19 protein-coding genes and 4 pseudogenes are annotated in these 26521 nt (G+C 48.8%); 10 read left to right on the top strand and 13 right to left on the bottom strand.

Going from position 1 to position 26521, the window contains the following annotated elements; all coding sequences use genetic code 11:
• The first annotated feature begins 108 nt into the window (after nt 1-108).
• A complete protein-coding gene (locus C7U56_RS12360; protein ID WP_107001518.1) occupies nt 109-1317 on the top strand; it encodes a class I SAM-dependent rRNA methyltransferase in 1209 nt (402 codons plus the stop codon).
• Nucleotides 1318-1855: 538 nt separating this feature from the next.
• On the opposite strand, the gene C7U56_RS12355 is transcribed toward C7U56_RS12360, so the two are convergent.
• The 9 genes from C7U56_RS12355 to C7U56_RS12315 form a co-directional block, all read right to left on the bottom strand.
• Nucleotides 1856-2770: an AEC family transporter gene (locus C7U56_RS12355; protein WP_181357242.1), complete on the bottom strand. Its 915-nt coding sequence runs from the start codon at nt 2768-2770 to the stop codon at nt 1856-1858.
• Between the two features lie 28 nt (nt 2771-2798).
• Nucleotides 2799-4496: an LCP family protein gene (locus tag C7U56_RS12350; RefSeq protein WP_107001459.1), complete on the bottom strand. Its 1698-nt coding sequence runs from the start codon at nt 4494-4496 to the stop codon at nt 2799-2801.
• A 13-nt stretch (nt 4497-4509) separates the two neighbouring features.
• The gene (locus tag C7U56_RS12345) at nt 4510-5931 is read right to left on the bottom strand and encodes an undecaprenyl-phosphate glucose phosphotransferase (RefSeq protein WP_107001458.1); all 1422 of its coding nucleotides are present in this window, start codon (nt 5929-5931) and stop codon (nt 4510-4512) included.
• 21 nt (nt 5932-5952) lie between these two features.
• Nucleotides 5953-7818 (bottom strand): LCP family protein, encoded by a 1866-nt coding sequence (locus tag C7U56_RS12340; protein ID WP_107001457.1) that lies wholly within the window; start codon nt 7816-7818, stop codon nt 5953-5955.
• 159 nt (nt 7819-7977) lie between these two features.
• On the bottom strand, nt 7978-8976 hold the full coding sequence (locus C7U56_RS12335; RefSeq protein WP_022359149.1) for a glycosyltransferase family 2 protein: 999 nt from the start codon (nt 8974-8976) through the stop codon (nt 7978-7980).
• A gap of 6 nt (nt 8977-8982) precedes the next feature.
• On the bottom strand, nt 8983-11169 hold the full coding sequence (locus tag C7U56_RS12330; RefSeq protein WP_107001456.1) for a glycosyltransferase family 2 protein: 2187 nt from the start codon (nt 11167-11169) through the stop codon (nt 8983-8985).
• The gene (locus tag C7U56_RS12325; protein ID WP_107001455.1) at nt 11159-12133 is read right to left on the bottom strand and encodes a glycosyltransferase family 2 protein; all 975 of its coding nucleotides are present in this window, start codon (nt 12131-12133) and stop codon (nt 11159-11161) included. Before C7U56_RS12325 ends, C7U56_RS12330 begins: the two co-directional genes overlap by 11 nt.
• Before the next feature lie 250 nt (nt 12134-12383).
• Nucleotides 12384-13319 carry an NAD-dependent epimerase/dehydratase family protein gene (locus tag C7U56_RS12320; RefSeq protein ID WP_107001454.1) on the bottom strand — a complete coding sequence of 312 codons (936 nt, stop codon included), beginning with the start codon at nt 13317-13319 and terminating at the stop codon, nt 12384-12386.
• A 16-nt stretch (nt 13320-13335) separates the two neighbouring features.
• Nucleotides 13336-15267 carry a thiamine pyrophosphate-binding protein gene (locus C7U56_RS12315; RefSeq protein ID WP_107001453.1) on the bottom strand — a complete coding sequence of 644 codons (1932 nt, stop codon included), beginning with the start codon at nt 15265-15267 and terminating at the stop codon, nt 13336-13338.
• 233 nt (nt 15268-15500) lie between these two features.
• Here C7U56_RS12315 and C7U56_RS12310 point away from each other — a divergent pair, with 233 nt between their 5' ends.
• The 5 genes from C7U56_RS12310 (at nt 15501) to C7U56_RS12285 (ending at nt 20916) form a co-directional block, all read left to right on the top strand.
• Nucleotides 15501-16307 carry a 3-deoxy-manno-octulosonate cytidylyltransferase gene (locus tag C7U56_RS12310; RefSeq protein ID WP_107001452.1) on the top strand — a complete coding sequence of 269 codons (807 nt, stop codon included), beginning with the start codon at nt 15501-15503 and terminating at the stop codon, nt 16305-16307.
• Nucleotides 16304-16969: an HAD hydrolase-like protein gene (locus C7U56_RS12305; RefSeq protein ID WP_022359155.1), complete on the top strand. Its 666-nt coding sequence runs from the start codon at nt 16304-16306 to the stop codon at nt 16967-16969. The genes C7U56_RS12310 and C7U56_RS12305 overlap by 4 nt, the downstream gene beginning before the upstream one ends.
• 30 nt (nt 16970-16999) lie before the next feature.
• Complete coding sequence (locus tag C7U56_RS12300) at nt 17000-18610, top strand: aldolase catalytic domain-containing protein (protein ID WP_107001451.1); 1611 nt, start codon at nt 17000-17002, stop codon at nt 18608-18610.
• A 171-nt stretch (nt 18611-18781) separates the two neighbouring features.
• Complete coding sequence (locus tag C7U56_RS12295) at nt 18782-20161, top strand: cell wall-binding protein (protein ID WP_107001450.1); 1380 nt, start codon at nt 18782-18784, stop codon at nt 20159-20161.
• Between the two features lie 224 nt (nt 20162-20385).
• Nucleotides 20386-20916 carry a hypothetical protein gene (locus C7U56_RS12285; RefSeq protein ID WP_107001448.1) on the top strand — a complete coding sequence of 177 codons (531 nt, stop codon included), beginning with the start codon at nt 20386-20388 and terminating at the stop codon, nt 20914-20916.
• A gap of 163 nt (nt 20917-21079) precedes the next feature.
• On the opposite strand, the gene C7U56_RS15705 is transcribed toward C7U56_RS12285, so the two are convergent.
• Together C7U56_RS15705 and C7U56_RS12280 are read right to left on the bottom strand one after the other, a co-directional pair.
• Nucleotides 21080-21235, bottom strand: coding sequence for a hypothetical protein (locus C7U56_RS15705; protein ID WP_181357241.1), 156 nt, complete (start codon nt 21233-21235; stop codon nt 21080-21082).
• Nucleotides 21236-21515: 280 nt separating this feature from the next.
• Nucleotides 21516-23171: an O-antigen ligase family protein gene (locus C7U56_RS12280; protein WP_107001447.1), complete on the bottom strand. Its 1656-nt coding sequence runs from the start codon at nt 23169-23171 to the stop codon at nt 21516-21518.
• A 465-nt stretch (nt 23172-23636) separates the two neighbouring features.
• Between C7U56_RS12280 and C7U56_RS12275 the strand changes: the two are divergent.
• Nucleotides 23637-24560, top strand: a pseudogene (locus C7U56_RS12275) (IS110 family transposase); the annotation flags it as partial.
• Between the two features lie 107 nt (nt 24561-24667).
• On the opposite strand, the pseudogene C7U56_RS12270 reads toward C7U56_RS12275, so the two are convergent.
• Nucleotides 24668-25138 (bottom strand): annotated as a pseudogene (locus C7U56_RS12270) (glucan-binding protein); the annotation flags it as partial.
• A 245-nt stretch (nt 25139-25383) separates the two neighbouring features.
• Here C7U56_RS12270 and C7U56_RS12265 point away from each other — a divergent pair.
• From C7U56_RS12265 to C7U56_RS16355, 3 genes and pseudogenes are all read left to right on the top strand, one after another.
• Nucleotides 25384-25704 (top strand): AAA family ATPase, encoded by a 321-nt coding sequence (locus C7U56_RS12265; protein ID WP_107001446.1) that lies wholly within the window; start codon nt 25384-25386, stop codon nt 25702-25704.
• Nucleotides 25705-25806: 102 nt separating this feature from the next.
• Nucleotides 25807-26094, top strand: a complete 288-nt coding sequence (locus C7U56_RS12260; protein WP_107001445.1) for a hypothetical protein — start codon at nt 25807-25809, stop codon at nt 26092-26094.
• 96 nt (nt 26095-26190) lie between these two features.
• Nucleotides 26191-26349 (top strand): annotated as a pseudogene (locus C7U56_RS16355) (DUF4368 domain-containing protein); the annotation flags it as partial.
• A gap of 26 nt (nt 26350-26375) precedes the next feature.
• Here the strand turns inward: C7U56_RS16355 and C7U56_RS16350 are convergent.
• Nucleotides 26376-26465: pseudogene (locus tag C7U56_RS16350) on the bottom strand (type II toxin-antitoxin system YafQ family toxin); the annotation flags it as partial.
• Nucleotides 26466-26521 lie beyond the last annotated feature (56 nt).

Here is a 26521-nt window from a genome sequence, read left to right as displayed (position 1 = left end):
AGCTTAAAAACATCTCTCGGTTTTCACTTGTCAGTCTTTCTCTCCTCTTGTATACTTAATGAATGAAACGAATTTTACATTTTATATGAAAGGACTGTTACATCCATGATGAATACACAGGCAGTTGTCCATATCCGCAAAGGCGAGGCTCGTTCCCTGAAAGCCGGCGGTATGTGGATCTATGATAATGAAATTGAACGAATTGAGGGCGAATTTGAAAATGGCGATATCCTTCGTGTCGAAGATTTTGACGGTTATCCGCTCGGATGTGGTTTTATCAACACCCGCTCCAAGCTTACCGTGCGGATGCTTTCCCGCAAAAAGGATACTGTCATCGACGATGCTTTTATCGAAATGCGCGTCCGCAATGCCTGGGAATACCGCCGTCAGACAGTTGATACCAGCAGCTGCCGCCTGATTTTCGGCGAAGCAGATTTCCTTCCGGGCATCGTGATCGACAAATTTTCCGATGTGCTGGTCGTTGAATCCCTGGCGCTCGGTATCGACCGTCTGAAACCGCTGATTCTGGAAAAACTCGTCAAGGTGCTTGAGGAAGACGGCATTCATATCCGCGGTATTTACGAGCGCAGCGACGCTAAGGTCCGCTTACAGGAGGACATGGAGCGCTATAAGGGCTTTATCGGGGAACCATTTGATACAAAAGTAGAGATCGTTGAAAATGGTGTCCGCTATCTGGTAGATGTCAAGGACGGGCAGAAAACTGGCTTTTTCCTCGACCAGAAATACAACCGTCTGGCAATCCAGCGTCTCTGCCCGGGCAAACGCGTTCTGGACTGTTTTACCCACACCGGCTCCTTTGCCTTAAATGCAGCCGTCTCTGGCGCCAAAGAGGTCATCGGCGTGGATGCGTCCGAACTTGCCGTCGCACAGGCGCGTGAAAATGCAGAGTTAAACGGTGTTTCCGGCACTACCACCTTTCAGTGCGCGGATGTCTTTGACCTGCTTCCGGAATTAGAGGCAAAAGGTGAGCAATTTGACGTCGTGATTCTCGATCCGCCTGCCTTCACAAAATCCCGCAGCTCGGTCAAAAATGCCATCAAGGGCTACCGCGAGATCAATATTCGCGGTCTGCGTCTGGTAAAGGACGGCGGCTACTTCGCCACCTGCTCCTGCTCCCATTTCATGACGCCGGAACTCTTCACAAAGGCGATTCAGGAGGCAGCCCGCAGCGCCCACCGCCGCCTGCGCCAGATCGAATACCGCACCCAGGCAGCCGACCATCCGATTCTGTGGGCGGGGGATGAGACGTCCTATTATCTGAAGTTCTACATTTTCCAGGTTGTGGATGAGAAGTAAAATTACAGAATGTTTGTAAGACTATAACCAAGCAATATGAACTGCTATTATAAATCATGAATATGCAAATCCTCTCAGAGCAATCTGAGGGGATTTGTTTCGTTTTATCATTGTCTGTTCTGATAAAATATGATATACTTCGTACATGGGAAAAACCAGAGAGCCAGGCGGCTTACCCTCTGTTATCGGAGGGTTGCTAGATTTCAGCAAAGCTTGTTTATCAAAGACTGGAACGAGGCACAAATCTAACCCTCCAGACGAAAGAAAGGAGGGCATTGCCAATGTATGTTACATACTCTGATTTGATTCAGATTGGAATATTCATTTGCGCCCTTGTTGGATTGTGTTATACAATTTTCAAGGGAAAACGAAAATAGCCGCCATTACTGCAATAATGACGGCTGTTAATAAAACAGTTGTTTAATTTATTCAGGTAAGCCGCTCCTCTGGCTTTTCCTTTTTTCTATCCCTAATATAACATATCTTTTCATCCAATGCAAGCGAAACCCCCTTTATAGAAATACGAACTCATAAGGGATTACCGCTGCAGCACCATACACCAAACCGGTGCCGACACCATCGAAAGCAGCGTCGTAAATACCACGCACTTCGTCGCAAAGACTTCATCCCCGCCATATTTCGCGGCAAGAATCGCCGTCGTGCTTGCTGCCGGCATCGCTGCCAGCACCACAGAAATCCCCATCACCAGTGTGTCGATATGGAACAGGAGGCAGCCGATCCACACAAGCGCCGGAATCAGGATCAGGCGCACGGCGGCATAGTAGCAGCTGAGTGGCGTGATCATCGTCTTCATATCTGCCTCCGCCAGAACGGTTCCGACAAAAATCATGGAGACTGCCGTGTTTGCCTTGTTTAAGCTATGTACCGTATCTCCCAGGAATCCCGGAATCTGCATCTGTAAAAGCATCAGCACAAAGCCGATGAATACGGAGACAATACACGGATGCGTGCATATCTTTTTAATCAGAGTCTTCCGATCCGGCGCCTTCGTAAAATACGTCATTCCCAGCGACCACATCGCAGTTCTCTGCGGAATCAGGTAAAAAGAGGCGTAGAAAAGCCCCATCGAGCCGAAGATGCCCTCCGCCACCGGATTTCCCAGAATCCCGGCATTGGACGCCATCGTCGCGTATTTGAGGACCTTCTTCTTTTCCTCTCCCACACCCGGGTACAGTACCATATTTAAGATATAACAAGTCACCTGAACCATACACGAGACGAGCAGCGCCTGTGCGCTGCTCTTTAAGATATCCATGCTCAGTTCTACTTCAAATGACTCGATGATACTGCAGGGAAGTGTCACAAAGATGACCAGATCCGCAATGACCCTTTTTCCCTCATCCGTGATAATTCCCTTCTTCTTTAAGAATGCACCCAGAATCATCAGGGAAAATAACATTCCCTGCATCCGGTACAAACCATCTAAATTCAAAGCATTTCCTCCGTTTCACACTCTCTCATCACTCAATGATGATTCCCGCATCCGTCTTACTTCCCGGTGCACTGCTTCCATTCGGGGAACCGCTGCCGGAAGGTTTTTCTCTGCCATTCTCCGTGCCGGTGCCAGAATTTCCGCCCGGAAATGCCGGCGAAGAACCGCCAGACTCTGCCTCACTGCTCTCCCGCGCATTTTCCTTTGATGCATGCGTACCGTCCGGACGGCTTTCCTGCTCAGAAACGTCATTCTCCTGTGTTTCCGAAGCATTACCGGTCTCTTTCTCCGACTCGTCGCTGCCGCTCCCGGCTTTCTGGCTTTCGTCCGCGCCGCTCTCCTGCGTCGGATCCAGGATGGAAATTGTCGTCGCCTCGGTCGTCTTCGGCAATGCCTTCGTTTCTGCCTGTTTCGTGCCATGAACGCCTGTATCTGATACAATTTTCTGACTGATCGTCCGGACCGTCTCAGTCGGCGTGTATTCCTCATCGCCAAACAGGAAATGATGCAGCTCGATGACATTGCTCTCCAGCGTCTGCGGGATGACGCAGGCGCCCTTGCGTCCCATCTTCTTTTCCCTCAGCTCCGACGGAAAACCGGTCGTCTCGGTCAGATGGTAACGCGTAATATTTCGTCCTATCTTCAACAGATCATTGATCTCGATGCTGGTCGCCACCTGTGGAAATACCGTCTGCACAATATTGTTGATCGTCGCCCAATCTGCTTTTTTCATCTTCTCAAACGCGAGGGAAATAACCTTTCTCTGTCGTTCGGTACGGGCATAGTCCGTATCCATCAGACGGAGACGCCCATATGCAACCGCCTGCACACCGTCCAGATGGTTCATGCCCGCTGATTTAAGCTGGGTCGAAGCGACGCCGGTCGCCTTGACCGTCTCAGAAATGAACGCATTGATATAATAAAACTCTGATTTCGTGATCTCCACGTCAATGCCGCCCAGAATGTTGATCGCATCTGCAACGGCTTTCCAGTTAAAGGTCGCATAATCGTCAATATCGATATCCAGGTTCCTATTGAGCGCCTTGACAACCTGCTCCGGTCCGCCCTGCATATAAGCAGCGTTGATTTTGTTGTAGGTATTCTTGTCGCTGATATTTAAATATGAATCCCGGTACACCGAAACCAGACGTATCTCACCGGTTCCCTGATCGATGTTGCAGAGAATATTGACATCCGAGTTGTTGCCCTTTCCGACCGATGAGTTACGGCTATCCACGCCGAAAACCGCGATCGTCCAATAACCGCTCATCTGCTCCTGCTTCTCCTCCGAAATCTCGACGTTTTTGATCTCATCCGGGTTCCACGGAAGCCGCTGCATCAGATCCAGACGGCTGCTGATATACGAATATCCCGCAAAGCAGAGAATCCCGATCAGCATCACGCTCTCCAGAAGAATAAACCATATCTTCCGCTTCTTTTTCCGGCGCGCTTTCAATTTAACCGGGTCGGCGTAAATATCCGACCGGTTCATGGTCCGGGTTTTCTCCTGATTCCGGCTCTCCCGGCTGCTGCCAGGCTGCGTCTGTCCCCTCTTTGCCGCTTTCTGACCACTTCGGCTTCTATCTCCGCTCCGGTGGGATCCGTCCTCCCGGCGTTCCGTAAATGAATCCGTGATCAGTGTCAGACCATCGTCTTCCATCTCCGACGGTTTTGCCCGTCGGCTCCGGCGGTGTCCTGACCTATCTCTTTCTTCTTCATATCCCATGTGGTTTTCCTCATCAATACGCGTTTTTATTTATAAAGCCCTTAAAAACCGTCAAAAACATGATTTTAAAATCAAATCCCAGCGTCCAGTTCTCGATGTAATACAGATCATGCTCAATCCGCTTCGTGATCGAGGTATCGCCCCGGTAACCATTGACCTGTGCCCATCCGGTCATTCCCGGACGCACCTGGTGTTTGATCATATAACGCGGAATCTCTTCCTTGAATTTTTCAACGAAAAACGGGCGTTCCGGGCGCGGTCCAACCAGGCTCATATCGCCCTTCAGAACATTAAACAGCTGCGGAAGCTCGTCAATGCTCGTCTTCCGGATAAATCTTCCAATCGGAGTCACACGCGGGTCTCCCGGCGTCGTCCACTGGCTTTTCTCCTTTGCCGCCGACTGTACCGCCATCGAGCGGAACTTATACATCTTAAACGGCTTATTGTGAAGTCCCACCCGCTCCTGACAGAAAATGACCGGTCCCGGCGAAGTCGCCTTTATAAGAATCGCCGTCACCAGCATCACCGGTGAAAACAGGATGAGCGCCATCATGCCGCCGACCAGATCCATCGTCCGCTTCATCGTTGCGTTGAGCAGATTCGTGAGCGGCACATGGCGGATGTGGATCACCGGAAGTCCCTGCAGATCCTCCATAAACGGACGGGTCGGGATAAAGTTATAATAATCCGGGATAAATTTCGTATGCACACCCGATTTTTCACAGCCTGCCACGATTTTTTCCAGTTTTCCATACTCCTGGATGCTCAGGGTGATCGCGATCTCATCCAGCGTATTGAGCGCCAGAATCGTATCCAGATCGTCAATTTTGCCGATCACGCGCACTCCCTTATATTCTTTGCCCCACTCCTCATGGTCATCCAGAATACCGCGGATTTTATAGCCCCACTCCGGGTTGACATTCACACGGTCAATAAATCCTTCCGCTGCCCGGCTGTAACCGACCAGAAGCAGATGCTTCTGGTTATATCCCTTCGACCGCATCGACCGAAGCGCTATCCGCAGGATATTCCGCATCAGAATCTCAGCAAAGAGATTGATGCCAAAAAACAAAAATACCATCGGACGGGAGAAGTTGTGGAAATACTCATTTTTACCGCCCAGGTAAAGCATCAGTGAGATCACCAAAAGACCGATGATGTTCGCCTTAAAAATATTGGCTAACTCCACCCGTCTTCCCTGAACCCGTTTGGGCGTGTAAAGATGAAAAAATGCGTATAAAATCAAATAAAACGGTACAATAAGAACGCCAGCCGCCAGATAGACGACTGCCATTGCGCTCTTATTATGCCCTGTTACATTAAACCACGACGTTCCATTGACGATAAACCACGCAAGTGCGTAGGCGCATGCAATGACACATGCGTCCAGCACTACGTGGAAATGGTTCAGCCGTTTCTGGTTATCTTTTATCATAGTATATCACCTGAATTCAGATTAAGCTCCCGGACCTGCCGGACCGCCGGGGCCTGCTGCATCGCTGTTTCCGGAATTCCCCGGATCCTGAATCTCTGTGACCGGGCTTTTCACACCGGAATTATCTGATGCACCCGGAGAAGTCTTTTCACTGGATGCCGCTGTCTCTGCCGCTGTCGTGGTTGTAGATCCCGGTTTTGCAACGGAAGACTTCGTCTCCGATGTGCTGCCTGGTCCGGATAAAGAATCATCCGCCTCGGTTGTCTTATCCGTATGATTTTTCTTGCCGGGAGTCGTCGTTGTTCCTGGTCCCTTACTGCTGTTGCTCTTCGACTCTTCTTCCTCCCAGTCAATCCAGTCTTCATCCGGATCAAAGATCTCGTCCAATCCGATCGAGCTCTCGCTCTCGCCCTTCTTGGTCTCATCCCCGCTCTCGTCATCCGACTCGTCCGAAGCACTCGTCGATGACTTCTTAGCGGCATCCTTCGCCGCTGCCTGCGCGGCAATACGGCTCGCCCGTTTCTTGATAAACGTCTGGGCGCTGACACCCTGATCGACCGGAACATGACCAATCAGCTTCGCATTCGTCGTAAGCCCCGTTACCTGCGCGATATGGCTGCTGTACTCCTTAACATTAGACGGAACCTGATAATCTTCCTCATCAAACAGGAACTTATGAAGCTCTTTTACGTTGTACTCCAGTGTCTGCGGGATAACGCAGTCACCGATCTTTCCAACATCCTGCTCACCTCTGGCTGCCGGGAATCCCGCGGTCTCACCAATATGGAACTTCGCGATATTGCGTGCCAGCGGAATCAAATCCGTAATATCAACATTGGTTGCAAGCTGCGGCATGATCGTCTGAATCAGACAGTTGAGTGTCGCCCAGTCTGCATTTTTTGCCTTATCAAAGGCTTTCTGAAGAATAATTCTCTGACGCTCGGTACGCGCATAGTCCGTATCTGAATAACGGATACGTCCGTATGCAACTGCCTGGATACCATCCAGATGTACATTGCCCGCATGGGTCAGCTGATGAGAACCGATACCAGTCTCCTTTACGGTCTCCGTGATGAAGGCATTGATCCAGGAGAACTCTGCATCACTCAGCTCGACATCTACACCGCCCAGAATGTTGATGGCATCCGCAACCGCTTTCCAGTTGAACGTCGCATACTGGGTAATGTTAAGACCCAGGTTCTTATTCAGCGCCTTAACTGCCTGCTCCGGACCGCCCTGTGCGTAAGCGGCGTTGATCTTATTATAAGAGTTTTTATCGTTGATATTCAGATAACTGTCCCGGAATACCGATACAAGGCGGATCTCACCCGTCTCCAGATTGATATTGGCAATCATGTTGACATCCGCGTTCGTACCTTTTCCGACATTCATCTGCCCGTGCTCACTTCGCGAATCGACACCGAAGCACGCCACGGTCATGTAGCCCTTCATATCATCGATCTGTTCCTGGGACAGATTGACGTTCTTAACCTGGTCCTCGTTGAAATCAATCTTCTGCATAGAACCGAAGGTTCTGTGATACATATACCAGAACGCACCGCCCAGAATCATCAATATAATCACGACAATCTCCGCCGCAATGATCATATGCTTTCTGTGGCGCGCCGATTTACGGTAATGGCTGCCGCGGCGTCCCGAACTCTTTTTTCCACTTCCAGCGCTCTTAGGACCGCTGTAGCCGGAACGTACTGAACTGCTGCCCGCCTCACCTTTTCTCTGGCTATTTTCGACTGTACTGCTGACTCTTCTGCGGCTGGTGCCGGAAGCAGAACTGCCGCGCGAAGAATACCCTGCCTGACTGGCACGGCTGCTTCTGCCCTCGCGGCGCGCCCTCATGCGCTCCAGCTCATCATCCTCATAATTCATAAGCTACCTCATCTTTCACTTGCTTGCTGCCGCTCAGACATTGTCTGATAAGCAGCCTTTCTCCGTGTTGCATCTGCTAAACCATGACCGTTCACACATCGCGCAAACTCTAAGTTACTGTCCACACATACGCGCCCAGTAACAACTCTAACCTTTTCCTCACGATTTATCAGATGCTGCTTTTTTCTCGATCTGTCTCACAGCAAATTCATAGACATAGAGAAATGTCCCAGCTAAAAGTTCCAGCTCTATTGCCAGATAATTTTTAAGCCGTTCCGGGCGGTACGCCACTTTTTTACACTTCTTTGCCGTCCGTATGCCTTCTTTCAGACCTTCCAGATAATCTTTTCCAAACCCGAGTTTCCTGAAAAATGAATATTTCACGAAAATCCCCGCTGCGATCGGAATCGCATTTATGATAAGCTGTAAGCACGGCATATTTTTATAATTCAGATACACATTGTTGCGTGCCGCCAGCTTAACCTTGAATGAATTGTACTTGGAACCGCTGGTTCCGCTTCCGACGTGCCATACCAGCGCCGCCGGGCAGTATATATTGTCATAACCCGCAATCCGGGCTCTATAGCCCACATCAATATCTTCCAGATAGGCAAAATGCATCTCATCGAAATAGCCTATCTCCTCAAATACCTCTCTCCTGTAGATCGCTGCGCCCGCGCACGCCGAGAATACCCGGCTTGAACGGCGGTAATGCGTAAGATCCCGTCCCACGCCGCGCTGGTACGCCCAGCCAAGCAGGGAATACATATCGCCTGCATCATCCAGCCTGTCTGGATGGTACATCTGGATCATCCGGCTGCTGACGGAAAAGATGCGCTCCGACTGACCGATCGCACGCACCATCTCCGCCACGAAATACTCGTCCACCCGGACGTCATTATTTAAAAGCAGCACATACGGTGTGTCTGCCGCCTTGATTCCGACGTTGACTGCACCGGAAAATCCCGTGTTTTCCGGCAGGAAAATCGTATCGATCTGATGTTCCTTCAGCCACTCCACACTTCCGTCCGTCGAACCGTTGTCCACCACCAGTGTCCGGAAATTCGGATACGTCTGTGCATTCAGTGAACGGATGCATTCGTCCATAAATTTCAACCCATTATAATTGGGAATAATAATTGTCGTTGTAATCTCCATCCCGGGTTATACCTCCAGATGATACGGTTCTCCGATTTTCTCTTTTTTCAGATCCCTGAGGGCGAAATTGGACTTCCGCAGCGTCAGGTTCGGATTGTAGTAAGGATCTCCATCTTTAAGGATCTCCGGCCAGCGCTCCGAGAAAATCTTGATCTCCCTGTTAAAACGTGCCACCTTCTCCGGCGTATCCTCCAGTCCTCTTGACTTCGACTCATAATGATACAGCAATGCGTACGGATTGTAAACCACTAAATGATTTGATGCCCGCACTTTCATGCAATAATCGATATCGTTAAATGCGACCGCCAGCTTCTCCGTAAAGCCGCCGACCTCATCAAAGAGTGCTTTCTTTGTCATCAGGCACGCCGCCGTCACAGCGCTGTAATCCTGTGTACTCATCGCACGGTGGAAATAGCTGTTTTCCGCCTTATGAAGCCCTATAAACGTATGCCCTGCGATGCCGCCGAAACCAATCACGACGCCCGCATGCTGGATCGTATCATCCTGATAGAGCAGTCTCGCGCCAACTGCGCCGACGTCCTCACGCTGGCACAGTCCCAGCATCTCCTCGATGAAATTCTCCGCAATCAGCTCGGTATCATTATTTAAAAACAGCAGATATTCGCCCTTTGCGAAGGTCACGCCGAAGTTGTTGATCGCCGAATAGTTAAACTCGCGCTCCCAGGTTACCACATGGACATTGGAAAATTCCTTCTGAATCTTTTCATAGTATTCAAAGGTTTCCTTCTCCGTGCTGTTGTTCTCTACAATGATAAACTCAACATTGCGGTACGTTGCCCGCGTCTCAATCGCCCGCAGGCATAGATCCAGATCCGTATGGTGATCCTTGTTCGGAATGATGATCGATACCAGCGGTTCCCCCTGAATTTTATATACAGAGTGATAAATGCCGTAGTCCACACCTTTTTCCACGCGCTCCGCCTCGATACCGACGCGTTTATAATGATCCATGATCGCGCGCGCACCCGCATCAAATGCGTACAGCTTGCTCTCCGGGTTGCTCGCTGTCGAATCCTTGTGGCAGCGCCAGTGATACAGCACCTTCGGGATATGGCGAATCTCCTTCGCCTTCTCCGTACAACGGAAAATAAAGTCATAATCCTGCGCTCCGTCGTATTCCTGACGGAAGCCGCCCACCTGCGCTGCCAGATCGTGGCTGACGACAAACAGATGGCAGATATAGTTGACGCTGCAGAGCAGATCGATATTGAAATCCGGCTTAAAATGCGGATCAAACAAAGCGCCGCCGTCCATATCCAGCTTATCCTCATCCGAATAGAAGCAGTCGCATCCCGGATGTTCCTGTAACAGTTTCGCACACTCATAGAGAGCATTCGGTGTCAGCTTATCGTCATGGTCCGCCAGCACAATATAATCGCCGGTCGCCATATCCATTGCTGCATTCGTATTGCCGGAAATGCCCTTATTTTCGCCTAAAATTACGTATTTAAAGCGGCTGTCCTTCTTCGCATACTGCTCCAGCACCCGCTCGCAGCTTTGTCCTGCCGGACTGCCGTCCGCCACGCAGACCTCCCAGTTTGCGTATGTCTGTTCCGCGATCGAATCCAGCATTTCCCGCAGAAATCGCTCCGGTGTCTTAAATGCCGGAATCACGATCGAGAATTTAACCGGCGCGTCAAACACCTTTTTCCTCTGCTCCTCCAGCTCCTCCGCCGTCGGCTTCGTCAGTGAATACCACTCGCCGTAATCGTAGTCATTGTCAATTCCCTGCAGTTTGTGCTTGGATTTTACCAGCAGGGCTTTCAGACCATTTTCCTTCCAGAAATCCAGACAGACCCGCACAGTCTCCATGTTCATCAGATCGCGGATCTTCTGCATCCGCTTGTGCGCCACACTGCTACGCTTGCGGATCAGTTCTTCATTATATTTAATGCGGATTTTGCGTCCCTCGCCTTTTGCGATCAGATAATAATCTTTTCCGCGCTCATACGGGAACTGGATATCAAATCCAAGCTCTTTTTCTACCGTTCGCCCAAAATAAATCTGGCTGACGTCGTCGCGGCGGGTCGCCACATACTGAAACCGGATCGGCTGATGTGCCCCATCTTCAACCTGATAGGTGATCTCCGTCTCCGGCGTCTTTCCGATCGCCCAGCCATTGAGCTGAATCGAATTTTCACGAATCCGAACTACATCGACATTACATTTCATGCTGTTTGCCCCCAACTTTTTTCACCGGTGTATCAAAATTCAGCCGCTCTTCCTCCACTACCAGCGGACGCTTCATGACTCTCGAATTGATCGATAAAATATACTCTCCCACCAGACCAATGAAAAAGATTTGAACCGACCCTAAAAAGCACATTCCAATCAGAACCGGCGCCATACCAGCCGGAAAATCATACCAGTGAAGCAGTTTCATCACCAGATATACAATCGCCACGATCATACTGATCGCCGCGCAGATACTTCCAAAGATCGTCGCCAGGCGCAGACCGACCTTCGTATAGGAGGTCACACTGAGCATCGCGGCATCGTAGAGCCGGTAAAAATTGTTGTGTGTCTTGCCTGCGCGGCGCTGCGGCTGGATATATGGGATCTCCTTGCGCTTATAACCAAGCTCCGCCACGATTCCGCGCAGAAACGGCGTCGGATCGTCAAGCTCCCGCAGAATCTCAATAAAATCGCGGTCATACAGACCCGAACCGGTAAAATGCTCAATCTGCTCGACATCGGAGAGTTTCTTTATCATCTTGTAATAGCAGCTCCTCAGCGCATACATGATCGGGTTTTCCTTGCTTCCCGTCTTGATGCCGATGACAATCTTGTAGCCATTTTCCCACTCATGGACATATTTCGGGATCATATCGACCGGATCCTGAAAATCTGCCACCATGCTGATCACACAGTCGCCGGTACACTGTAACATTCCATAATACGGGGAATTGAACTGTCCAAAGTTTTTGGCATTAAAAATTGCCTTGATCCGTGGATTCTCGCTGCAGATCTTCCGAAGAATCGGGCGCGTCTGGTCCGTCGAATCATTGTCGATAAAGACAAGCTCATAGTCATATTCCGGCAGATCGCGCTCCAGCGTCTCCACAACCGCCTCGCTGATCGGACCTACATTCTCTTCCTCGTTGTAGCAGGGAATTAATATACTGATTTTTTTCATACTTTTCTGATTCCTATTAATTTGCTTTTTGTTTGAACTCTTCTGTTTCGTTCCACCAAATTTCGAACACAAAAAAAGAGAAAGCCGCTTCGGCTATACTGCCTTTATTTTAAACGTCTTTCTCTCTTTTGACAACCTACAATTTTCTTAACGATTTTTGGCTGCTTCGCTATTTACTTAGCATAAACTGATAAAATATGTCCAAATATTTACCATTCTCTCCCGTCACTCTGCACAGAGGGCAGAAAAATCATTTCTGAAAAGCTAGAATTTTCTTCATTCCTTCTTCAAAATATACCTGTGGCTTCCAGCCAACCACCCGCTCCATCTTGCGGATATCCGGGATCAGATTGACGATTCCCTCTGCATTCGGCGGGCGGACGCCAAATTCCATGCTGCCCTGCCTGCCGCACAGCTCATAGACCGTCTCGACAAACCCGCGCAGCGGTCCTGTCTCATCCATCGGACCGCCCAGATTGTAGACACATCCGTGATCCGTGAGATTTCCCGCATATTCTGCCAGATCTGCCAGAGCGCGCCCCGCATCGTCAATATACATGAAGTTCCAGAGCTGCGTGCAGGCGGTCATCGTCATCTTCTCCCCTGCCCGGAAGGCCCGGACACAGGAGGAAAGAAGCGACCACGGATGATCGCCCGGTCCATACGTGCTGAAAATCCGTGCATGCCCGTAATCCAGTCCCAGTTCCCGGCAGAGCACTTCCGCCTGCTGCCGGACTGCCAGTTTCGCGCGTCCATACGGGGAGGTCGGCTCGCAGACCGCCTCCTCGTCTGTCAGCTCACTCTTGATGCCATACTCCGCCTGCGAACCTGTAAAGAGAAACCGCCGGCACCCGAGGTCTTTCGCCACGCGGACGGCATTCAGCGCGTCCTGCACGCTCTCCTCCTGGACTGACTCATTTTTCCGTGAATCACTCCCTGCACCGCGCCAGCCCATATGGAGAAACACATCGCATCCGCCCGGAATCCGTTCCGGCAGTTTCGAGAGCTTCCCCAGATCCTCCTCCAAAATCGTGAGTCCCTGCGGAAATTTTCCATTTTCCCGCAGCAGATCCGCTTTCGTCGAATGTTCCCGCAGTACGGCGAATACCTGATGTCCGCGATGTAACAGCTCGCGCACCGCCCCCAGACCTACAAAGCTGGTGGCACCTGTGACAACTATCTTCATTCTATCGTTTCCTTTACTATTTTTTAATACGCGGAATCAGCATGATACGGTCCATCTCCTCGTCCGGCAGGAATGGGGACAGATCCTCCAGAGGTGGCGATACAAGCGTTCCGTCCGGCAGTCTCTTCGCCGCGGACTTTGGCTCAAAGTTCTGATCCAGCGTTACAAATACCTCGCAGATTACCGGGCCGTCCATCGCCAGCGTTTCTTCTACCTTCTCGCCCAGCTCCTTGTTTCCATGAATCGATACATATGGGAATCCATACGCCCACGCCAGCTTTTCCATGCTCGGGAATCCAAGATCGCCGCTGTCCACGCCGATACCGATGAGCGGCTCGCCGAAGAAATTCTTCTGGGTCTGGCGGATGGAATGGTAACCGCCGTTATTGATAATGAAAATCTTGATCGGCATCCGGTGGCTGACAACTGTCTCAAGCTCCTGTAAATTCATCTGAATACTGCCGTCTCCGGTAATCAGGATAATATCCTGGCTGTGATCTGCCACGCACGCGCCGATCGATGCCGGAAGTCCGTAGCCCATCGAAGCGATGCCGGAGTTCGAGATAAATCTCTGTCCCTTTTTCACAATATTTGCGTGTCCACACACAACATTTGCAGATCCATTCCCCACAACCACGATCTGATTCTCATTTAAACGGCGGCTCATCTCATACGCAAATGCATACACGTTTGCCTCTGTCTCCGTGCCGCCGTTCATGTGCTTCGGCAGAACCACCGGATAATCATGCTTCCAGCCCTGGCAGATACGCAGCCACTCTGCCTGCGCGTCCTTGTACTCCTGCGTCATCGAAGCCGCGCCGTCCGCTTTTCCTTCCTCCGAAAGAACCTCGTCCATCACGGTCAGAAGATCCTTCACATCCGCGTGAACCGGCATGTCCACATGCAGGGTCGGCTTTTTCAGCTCTTCGGCATCGATATCATTCACAATCACATACGCCTCGCGCGCCCAGGTAGTAAAACGGTAACCGACCTGACGGAAACTCAGACGGCTTCCGAGCGACAGCACCAGATCGCTGTTCTGGATCGCGAAGTTGCCCGGGCGATCGCCGACGTTGCCGCCTTTTCCGATGTACAGCGGGTGTTCGTCATAGATACAGTCGATGCTGTCCGCGCCGGTCACAACCGGGATTCCCAGCTTTTCAACCACGCGCATGAAAACATCGTGCGCCGCGCCGATACGGATACCATTTCCGGCATTGATCACCGGACGTTTGGAGGTGCGGACTTTCTCGATGATCGCACGCGCCGTCTCCTTCGTCACACGTGCCGGAAGTTTTGCACGAAATTCACCTTTTCCGGCGGTATCCTCCGGGATCTCGGACGCGCTCTCTGCCGCCCAGCCGGTTCCGCCCGCCTCATAATCCTCCGGATCAAAGCCGATCAGATCGTCTGTCTCGATCATTGCCGCCTGCACATTCAGCGGAATATCCAGCCAGGTAGGACCCGGACGACCGTTGTAAGCCAGATACAGGGCTTTTTCCACACAGAAGCGGATACGCATCGGATCGATCACCATCTCACAGTATTTTGTCATATTGGCAACCGATTTGGTGATATCATACTCCTGATCGCCCATCGCGCGCAGGTGAAGTCCCGTGCTGCGCGCTGTCGTGTCATAACGCACCTGTCCGGAAATGACAAACATCGGGATTGAATCCAGGAATCCGCCCGCAACGCCGTTCATCGCATTGATGCCGCCAGGTCCCGTCGTCACGCACACTGCCGCAATCTTGTTGTGGATGCGGGCATACGCCTCCGCTGCCATCGCACATGCCTGCTCATGATGATTGTAGAGGCAGTGAAGTCCTTCCTGATGCCCCAGCGCGTCATCCAGATGCATCGCGCCGCCGCCCGTGATCATAAACACATCCGTGATACCGGATGCGAGAAGCTTTTCTGCTATATAATTAGAAAGTTTCTGTTTCATTTTGATTTCCTCCTGAAAATACCTTGTCAAGTGGTCATATTATACCACACATATTTCTTTTTTCATAGCCGACACGGCATTTTCCCAACTCCTTACATTTTTCTTATGCTATCTTGTATTTCTCCTATTTCTTTTCTATAATAAAGGTCAGCATCCGGTTCACATCGGTATGCCTGAATCGTTACGGTTCAGTTTACTTTATGTAACTGCTTTATCATACAGAGGAACGTCTTATGAATCGATTAGCACAGGAAAAAAAGGTCTGCGCGCTGATTCCGGCGCGGCTTAATTCGGTTCGCTTTCCGGGAAAGGCATTGAAACAGATTGATGGGATTCCAATGGTTGTGCGGGTTCTCGCGGCGGCGCGGAACAGCGGTGTATTTGATGCCGTTTACGCTGCGACCGACAGCCCTGAGATTGCTGCTGTTTGCCAGACATATGGATTTGAGGCGGTTTTTACCTCCCATTCCCATCAGAATCCGACCTCCCGCATTCAGGAGGCGGTGACGATTCTGGAAGATTCCAAGTCTGCTTCTTCGCGGAAATTTGATTTTTATGCGATGATCGGCGGGGATGAACCGCTTCTGACACCGGAGATTCTGCAAAATTTTATGGAGCAGGCGCTTACTGTTATTACCTCAAAAGAAAATGTACAGCGTCCATTTCTCATCAATGCCATGGCAGATATCCCGAACGATGCCGAGACAGCCGATCCATCCAACATAAAAGTAGTCTGCCGCCCGGACGGCACAGGGCTTTACATTTCCCGTGCGCCAATTCCATTCCGCAAGGGGACGCTTGACGAACCTTCCCGGAAATTTGTGAGTATCGGGCTTTATACGCGGGAATCGCTCGATTTCTTCTGCCAGAGCAGACCGGGCATTCTGGAACAGATCGAGGGCGTGGATTTGCTGCGTTTCCTCGAATATGGGAAAACGATCCTATTTCTTCCCATCTGCGGATATACGCTTTCCGTAGACACCCCCGCCGACCTTGAAACAGTACAGGCGATTTTACACAGGAGGACTAGCACCCTATGAATAAGAAAACATACCGCGGCGTGATCTTCGACCTCGACGGCACGCTGCTCGATACATCCGAAGGCGTCTTTGCGAGCGTGCGTCACACGGTAGAAGCACTTGGAAAACCTGCCCTCGACGAGGCGACACTCCGCACCTTTATCGGACCGCCCGTCAAGCTGTCGCTCATCCGCCTCTATGGACTGGACGAGGACGCCGCGAACCACGCAACCGAGATTTTCCGCACCCAGTACAAGGATCACGACCTGCTGAAAGCCGAGCCATACGCCGGTATCAAAGACCTGATCCGCGCACTCCGCGCACAGGGCTGCAAGATCGGGGTTGCCACCCTGAAACGTGAAGATTATGCGCTGACTCTGCTGGAACATTACCATTTCACAGAACTCTGTGACTCCATCTGCGGCAGCGATTTTGCCAGCAAAATGACGAAGGCTGACGTTCTGCACAAGTGCTTAAAAGCTTTGGAGTTGTCTCCATCCGAGGCAGTTCTTATCGGTGATACCTCTTCCGACGGAAAAGGTGCCAAAGAGGCAGCTGTCGATTTTATGGCAGTCACCTACGGCTTCGGACCAGATACCGCGGAGGCATGGCAGGAATATGCGCCAGTTTATACGGCAAAGGATACGCATGATATCGGGGCGTTTCTGGGAGTCAATTTTTAAAATTACAAACATAACAAGAGGACAAACATCATGAAACAAGTCAAATTACTCGACTGCACTCTCCGCGACGGCGGCTACGTCAACGACTGGGAGTTCGGTCACGACAATATTGTTACTATTTTTGAACGTCTGATCAGCGCGGGCGTGGACATTCTGGAAGTTGGTTTCCTGGATGACCGCCGCTCCTTCGACCGCAACCGCACGATCATGCCGACAACCCAGTGTGCCGATCAGATTTTCGGCAAGCTGGACAAGGGAAATACAATGATCGTCGCCATGATCGACTACGGAACCTGCGATATTTCTAATTTAAGCCCGTGTTCTGATTCCTACATCGACGGCATCCGCGTCATTTTCAAAAAACATGTGATGCATGAGGCGATCCAGTTCTGCCACGAAGTCAAAAAACTGGGCTACAAAGTGTTTGCACAGGCGGTTTCGATCACCAGCTACTCCGACCGTGAGCTTCTGGATCTGGTTGACCTTGTCAACGATCTGGAACCGTATGCGATGTCCCTTGTAGACACCTACGGTCTACTGCATCAGGATAACCTGCTGCACTATTTCCAGCTCTTAAACTACAACTTAAAACCATCGATCGCGATCGGCTACCACTCCCACAATAACTTCCAGCTCGCATACTCGAACAGCATGGAAGTCTTACGCGAACCGGCAGACCGCACCGTTTTAGTTGATGCCACCCTGTACGGCATGGGAAAAAGCGCCGGAAATCTTCCGATCGAACTCATTTCCATGTACATGAACACCGTATTCGGACGCAATTTCAATGTCAGCCAGATGCTCGAGGCGATCGACATCAGCATCATGCCGTTCTTCCGCAAGAGCCCATGGGGATATAACCTGTTCTTCTATATTTCCGCCTCCAACAACTGCCATCCGAACTACGTCCGCTTCCTGATGGATAAGCACACCCTGTCGCTTAAATCCATCAATACGATTCTGGATGCGATTGAGCCGGAGAAAAAACTGCTCTACGACAAAGATTACATTGAAACACTGTACCGCAGATATCAGAGCACAGAATGCAATGACGAAGCCGATATTCAGGCATTGAGTGCTTCCTGGAGCGATCGCCCGCTTCTGCTGCTCGGTCCGGGTAAGAATCTGGAACTGGAAAAGGAGGCAATTCTTTCCTATATTAAGGCGCACAATCCGATCACAATCTCCGTCAATTTTATCCCGGAGGGAATTCCAATCGATTATGCGTTCTTAAGCAATTCCAGGCGGTATGTCCAGCTCAACAACCGCCTGCTCGAGCACGCCGACGCCCAGGGACGCCCGGTGCGCGTCATCGCGACCTCGAACGTGACGAATGTCAAAGATACGCATTTTGATTACACCTTAAACTACAATTCCCTGATCGACCAGAATGCAGAGATCATCGATAATTCCTTTGTCATGCTGCTGAACGTCCTGACCAAAACAAGCATCCACCACGCCGCCTGCGCGGGATTCGACGGATATACGGTCGATGGAGACAACTATTATAATTCCGCGATGGACTACCGGATCGCGCGGGAAAAATCACAGAGTATTAACCAATATGTGATAGATACGCTGGAGAGGCTGGCAGGAACGCTGACGCTGGAGTTCCTGACGGATTCGAAATATGTAAAATAAAAAATTATATTTTCATATAGAAAAAGGGGTGTTCCAGCTGGTTCACCCCTTTTTCCACATCTCTCCACCCTTTCCAGCAACGCACACTATCTTTTTACGCATAATCCCCGTATAATAAGCCCCGTAATGCAGCGATGGATTTTCGCATTTTCAAAAAGGAGAGATTATACCATGCGTAAGCAAACTAAAACTTTAGCTGTTTTATCCGCTGCGGCTTTGTTCGCGGCTGCTGCACCTATAATGACAAATACGGGAACTTACAGAGTTCTGGCGGCTCAGAGCGGCTGGACAGAGGAAGATGGTCGTCTTTATTACTACGATGAGGACGGCTATAAAGAGACAAACACATGGAAAAAGCGGAATGGCGACTGGTTTTATCTCGATGAGGAAGGCGAGATTGCTACCAATCAGAGAGTCGATGACTATTTCGTCAACGATGAGGGGCACATGGCAAAGAACCAATGGGTTTCGGCTGAAAATGAGATCAGCTACGACAGCCCGGATTCTCCGGACGGCGGCTCCTGGCTCTATTTTGGCAAAGACGGCAAGATTGTAACTGCCAAATGGATGAGCATTGACGGAAAAACCTACTATTTCGACGAGGACGGACTGATGCAGACCGGGCTTCTGGAGCTGGACGGACAGATCTACTACCTCGGCGAGGAGGATGACGGCGCCAGAAAAACCGGATGGATTCTGCTGGAAACCATCACGAAAGACACCGACGATGAAGATGTCTGGTGCTATTTTGACACCGAAGGACGCATGATCGTAAACCAGATGGACCGCAAAATCGACAATGGCTACTACACTTTCATCGACGGCCAGATGCAGACAGGCTGGATCAATGTCGCGGAAGCTGGCTTTGTAAGCTCCAGCACACCTTCAAACGAAGCAACAACAGCGGACAACTCTGCCACAGACACTGTCAGCTTAAACGATTTCCGCTATTACGATCCGGAAAATGGCGGACGCCGGGCAAGCGGCTGGTACACCATTGAAGGGGCACCGGGCATCAGCGAAGAAGAAGAGCCATTTTCCTTCTTCTTTAAAAACGGAACCGCTTACTTTGCCGAGAAGGATCTTGCTATTTTCACCATCAATTCCGAGCGCTACTGCTTCAACGAGCGCGGTGAAATGCAGACCGGACTTCAGAGCCTGAAACAGGCGGATGGCAGCTTCGCCTCCTACTACTTCGGCGACGACGGCGTGATGCGTACCGGCAAGCAGACTATTTACAATGATGATTTAGAAGAAAACCAGATCTGGTATTTCCAGACCAAAGGTTCCCTCAAAGGACAGGGCTACCATGGAGAGCGCGATAACCAGGTTTATGTAAACGGTCTTTTAAAGAAGGCGGATCCGGAACTCCGCTATGAGCCGGTTTCCATCGGTGAAAAACGCTACCTGGTAAACACCAGCGGCACCATCCAGAAAGCAACCTCTTCCTCCTCTTCCGCTTCCCGTCCGGAACTCGGAAAAGGGTTCAAGGATATCAAAGACAGCAATGATACTGCCTGGACAGTTGACACATCTGGAATCATCCAGTAAAATATAATATTGCATCCGTTCAAATACCGCAGGACACTTTTGTGACACCGCGGTATTTTTTCTGAAAGATGTCTTTTTTTATCGTTTTAAAAATTTTTTTGGAAATTTTTAAATTTTTTTCTAAAAACCAGTTATAATGTTCCCGATTAAAACGTATTATAATAAAGGGGATGTTTTCATTTTTCTCCCAATGACTCAACTCTTACTTCTACGGAGGCAACTCTATGCGTGGTTTAAATGTTTATTGCTGTCCAAACTGTGGACATTATGGATTCTTTCAGCTCGTTGCCAATGCGGTGTGTCCGCATTGCTCAATCGCCATGACTCCTCTTCCCATTCCGTATCAGGATTTCATGGACTTAGACTATCCACAACGGCAGATCCTGATTTCCAGACACATGATTAATGCGGCAAGCCCTTTGGATTCTAAAGCCAAACAGGCGAACAAGGCTAAGGCACCAGGGCAGACAAAGCCATCCGGCCGGAGCAAATCACCGGATGATGCAAAATCGTCGGATCAAAATGCAGCACCTGATAACACCAAATTGATGACAGATCATTCTGCAGCACCGGGTAAAACAAAATCATCTTCCACTTCCTCGAATCTCCATCCGGATATCTCAAAAGATTCCGACAAGGAAACTCTCTATCAGGAAGTATTGGCGCTAAGAGAGAAAAACGAGCAGCTGGAGCAGACGATCTCCTGGATGCATGATTTAATCTGGAAATTGACGCGCCAACTGCATATTACATAGAGTACATAAAAAATGCCGCATGATTCATTCTGGTTTAATAACATACCTTCTGAATCATGCGGCTTTGATATTCGATTTAGTATTTAATTTTTGATTTGATTGTTCACTTGCTCCATCTGGTATAAATGAGCCTCTTCTCTCCCATCTTATCCAGTTTCTCCGCTTATCCCGCCTTCTCCGTCTTACAGAGTATGTAGTGGTCAATCATCCGGTTTAAGCTTTGATTCATCTGATCCAGAGTTTTAAATAACTCCTTAAGCTCACGCTTTAATTCTTCATTTTCCTGTTCCAAAACGACCAATTTTTTAGCTTCATCCATAAACTCTCCTCCTTTTGACTGCCTGTTCTTCCATTCAGATGACCACACTGCATAACGCAGCTCTGCCAGGCGATCCTATCGTTTTTTCGTTTCATATTATTTATAAACCGATTTTAAGAAAAATAAAAGAGTCTATCGATCGCAAATTTCGACACGGAGCATCGCTCAGTTACTGTTCACACATTACTTTAAATTCTCAATCGACAAAGTTCGTCATTTCGGCTTTTCCGACGAATCTGCCCGGATTTGCTGTCTATTTAATCCATTCTGTCTATTTGAGCTATTCTGCCTGTTCTGCTTCCTCTCTTGTGAGTGCAAGCCCAATCGCCAGCATCGCCCACATAATCGGCGTCGCGATCGGGAGGTTGATATTAACAACTGCCTGTGCTCCATAGCAGAGCACCGCCAGAACAGGCGCCAGGATCCAGGCGCACTCTTTCCATTTTCTGCACATCCGCACGCAGGCGCCGCCCAGAAACGCAAGATAGGATGCAAGCGCAAGCGGTCCCATTGTAACAAGGTACTGCAAATATTCGTTGTGGGCGCTCTCATAGAAAACTCCATACCGATCCAGCGCATCCTGCCTGAAATCCCAAGTCAGAATTCCATATGTGTCTGGTCCAAAACCAAACAACTGATGCAGGAACGGCAGCTCGCGATAGGACTGCCAGCCAATTCTCCAGCAATATCCTCGGTTCGTCCCCCAGTCATCATCAAAAACAAGATACTGGGACAACGCGCTGTACCATTCCGCATGTCCTCCCAGATTTGCATCATAGAGGACAAATGCCACTGCCAGGCATCCAAGAATCAAAACGGCACACCAGCCACGCCAAATCCATCGTCCCGGTTTGCTCTCTGGATTCGTCTGTTCCATCTTCCGTTTCCAAACACAGAGAATCCCCGCCAGAATCCAGAATAAAACGACGACTCCCTCCAGATAACGATAGCGCACCAACACGCCAAACACACCGCCCAGACCGATGACCTGATCGGCATATACTTTATTGACCGTATCTACTACCTTGATCACGGTCATAAACGTAGCCGCCAGAATACCATAATCTGCGATGCCCCGCCATGTCGTAAATAAAAACAGCGGCATCACCGCAAACAGCATTCCAAGTGATAAATATGCATTATCACTCTGTCCGGTAATCAATGCAAAAAAGGCCAGCGCCGAAACCAGATAATACCAGATACGGCGTCCCACTTTTCTCTCACTTACAAAACAGCCGCAGGCAACCGCCATCGTAAGCGCCACAAACGCCGTATATGTGTTAATATTTCCCAATGTAGATACAAACAGGTTTCCCTGTTCATTGCTCACGCCCTTTTTCCATCCCAATAAATCCATCTGGAAATAATCTGTGATTCCAAACAGACAGACCAGAACGGACGATGCCAAAAACACATCCAGGTACCATTTTCTCATCCGACCATACTTGCTGATCACAATCGTTCCCAGCACATACAGCGTAATCAAGAATAATCCGCTGAATCGTCCCTCATTTCCCCAGAACGACTCATACACATAGTCCGACAGCACCGTCGATATCAGTGCCAGCGCCCAGAAAACTGCCAGCGCCTTATAGGCAAATGGCTGCTTTTTTAATTCAGTCAGTCGAAACGCGCCCAAAAAGCGCCGCACATGCGCCCCGCCAAACCGCTTTAAGTCCATGCACGCAAATACTATCGCTGCGATCAGGCATGACGCCAGCATCGCAACCGTGCTGAGCCAGTAAAACTGATATTTCGATACCAGAATATCATAATAATAATTATGGAAATATAGCGGAAATGCCCCAAACACCACACACAGATACACCGACACAATCCATGAAAAAACCTTTCGGACTTTTCCCTCCCATGCCTGCTCTGCCAAAATGGATGCAGTCGGAGCTCCCTGCTCTCTTGCAATCTCTGTCTGTTCCATCACATTCTTCTCCTTTTCTTATTCGTAAAACCAGAGAAACGGCTTGTATCAGTATAGCATTTCGTTTTGTGGATAGCAAGGAAGGAAATCTTAAATTTCCCCTATTATCTCGTTACTGTTCACGCATACGTGCCCAGTAACGGAATTTGCCGTGGCTTCGCATTTAAATACGGCAAATTCCTGCTGCCACCACGTTTTCTTACGGCACTTTCGGTTCCAAAAGTGCCTACCTGTGAACAGTAACATTATCTCTCCCTTTTTTTGCAACTTGCGATACTTTTCCATATCCGAAGTATAATGACCTGGTAATGCAGTTAGGATTTCGAGAAAATTATTTCAAAAAGTAAAAGGAGCTTCCTGTATAATAAAAAGCGTAGACGTTGAAAATTGAAAATACCTCAGAGTACAATAAGACTACTGACTGGCAGGTTAGTAAAAATCTTATTATACAGAGAGGTATCTACAATGAAGTCTAACACACAGAACGCAAAAATTGAAGCTATTACAGAAAAAACTTTGGTACTCGGAATTGATGTCGGAAGTGAAATGCACTATGCCAGAGCTTTTGATTACAGAGGAATCGAGTATTCGAAGAAGCCATTTAAGTTTAGCAATACAGAGGCTGGATTTGTGACATTTAAGGAATGGATCCTGAACCTCAAAGAAAGACATGAGAAGGATAAGGTGGTTCCAGGTATGGAACCGACAGGGCATTACTGGTTCAATCTTGGAAAGTTTCTACAGGATAATGAAATGAAACCGGTGCTTGTAAATCCTCACCATGTGAAAAAATCAAAAGAACTCGACGACAATAATCCGACTAAAAACGACCGTAAGGATCCGAAAGTTATAGCAGGATTAGTTAGGGAGGGACGTTACATGATCCCATATCTGCCGGATGGTGTTTATGCTGATCTTAGAACAGCATCAAACATAAGATTCCAGTTACAGGCGGAACTTACAAGAATTCAAAACAGAATCAGTCGTTGGTTCAATATATATTTTCCTGAATATAAGACGGTATACGGAAAGCCGGATGCCAAGAGCGGAATGCTAATCCTTAAAGCAGCACCACTCCCTGAAGATATCCTGACGTTAGGTATCGATGGAGTGAACCAAATCTGGCGTGATGAGAAGTTAAGAGCAGTTGGAAAGGCGAGGGCGAAGACCCTGATAGAAGCTGCTGAGCACAGCGTTGGAAGCAAAGAAGGTGCGGTGTCTGCAAGAATGGAAATTCGAATGCTTCTGGAGGACTATGAATCCAGAAATACGCGTCTACAGGAAGTTATGGTTCTAATTGAAGAACTGATAAGAAAGATTCCGATGGCTGAAAAGCTGTTAGAGATCAAAGGTGTGGGAATCAGGACAGTGTCAGGATTCCTTGCAGAAGTAGGTGATATCAGCCGCTTCAACAATCCGAAGGAACTGCAGAAACTTGCAGGATTTCCGTTGATTTTCTTCTTAGCGGCGTCTTTGTACATCTTACCGGAAGCATTGAACCAGTACCAACCTTCGTCATCACAGATGTCATTTTCACTGCAACCAGGAACTGTTTTCTGTACATCCTCATCAGTATCTAACATACCGGATTTCTCAAGCCACAGCCACTTATTCTCTGTTCTTGCGCCATCCATCTCTTCACCGAAGTAGTAAATAGCTCCTTGCCAATCCTGCCAACCATACAGCATCTCACCATCTTCGTTGAAAAGGTATGTCTTACCATTGATCTTCTTATCCTGATCAGCAACTTTTTTACCCTTGTTGTTGAAATAGTACCAATGCTTACCATCGGAATCCGGATCATCCTGATCATCATCAGACATAGTATACTTCCAAGCGTTTGTCAGCATAGCGCCATCTTCGCCTACATAGTAGTCATCGTCTACCCATGTGTTGGTCTCCATATCTCCCTCATCATCGAGGTGGAACCATTTACCGCCATCTTTTTTCCACTCGCCTGTTACCATCTCATCATCGCTATCATAGTAGTGCCAAACACCAGCGTCATCTTTCTGCCAACCAGCTGCGAAAGAAGTCATGGAAGCACCCATAGCGAGTAAAGCTGCTGCAGAAAGTACTGCAACTAATTTAGTCTGCTTTCTCATAATTAATGCACTCTCCTTTTTACTTTTTGAAATATTTTTCTCGAAATCCTAACTGCATTACCAGGTCATTATACTTCGGATATGGAAAAGTATCGGGAGGTGTTTTCATGTATCGAAAAATTACAATATTTTTAGAATACTGGAAAAACAGTAAACATCGCAAACCATTGATATTGCAGGGGGCCAGACAGGTAGGCAAAACCTATTCTGTTCTCGAATTTGGACGTACCCATTACGAAAATACTGTTTACTTTAATTTTGATACAAATCCAAAGCTTAAGCAGACATTTGATGAAGACATTAGTCCTGAATACTTGGTTCCGATTCTTTCTCATATATCCAGTCAGACGATTGTCCGCGAAACAACATTAATTGTATTTGATGAAAACAAGAAAATCGTGCCTCTGTATGCTGCTTTTTGTATATAAAATACTTTTTACAAAGATAACCAGAAATTTTATGTATTCTTCACAAAAGGAACACATCTTTGCGTTACACTAAAGCCATCAATTTTAAGGAGGCAATCGAGTATGACAGCTAATACAAAAACAACCTGGAGTGTCTGGGGAATCCTTTTTGGCATGGCGATTGTGCTGGGAATCGGAGTGGCATTTTTAGCATTTACTTTAACCAGAGATCCACAGATTCTGGCATTTTTATATGATAAAATCACAGTTCCGCAGAGCCTGCACTTCATTACCAATTTTAAATGGATTTTTAACCTGCTGGTTGTCTGCGTAACAGCAATTCCGGCCGCAGCCGTACTTTATGTAAGCGAGCGGGGATTCAGCCGCTGCGTGCAGCCAAAAGAAAAATAAAGACAGATAAACAAGAAGTGATATATGCTCTAAGTGACTTCTTAATCATGATATTTGTCATGGTTAGTGAAGAAATCACTTAGAGCATTTTTGTTTCAAGACGAACTTGAGATTGAGATCGCGGAACTGGAAAAGGCTGTTACCGGCTACGAGCAGAGCCAGAAATCAGCAGAGAAATTTATAGCCTTGATTGACAAGTATGAGAATTTTGACACGCTGACAAACACCATCCACAAGCAGCCAGTCGGGAGAATATGACATTCCCGATGACCTGCCCAATCGCCGGACAGGTCATGGTCGCGGTTCTTATCCGGCAGCGGCTCGCCCATTGCCAGCAATGCTACGACCTGCTCCAGCAGCTCGATCTTCATGCCACGCTTTATGGCTCGTTTGTAGTCTTTTTTGAAACCGGTCGTGTATTTAACGG

This window comes from Clostridium fessum (genome assembly GCF_003024715.1).
GTDB lineage: Bacteria > Bacillota > Clostridia > Lachnospirales > Lachnospiraceae > Otoolea > Otoolea fessa.
Note: the sequence above shows the minus strand (reverse complement) of the source record. Positions and strands in the feature narration are given on the sequence as shown.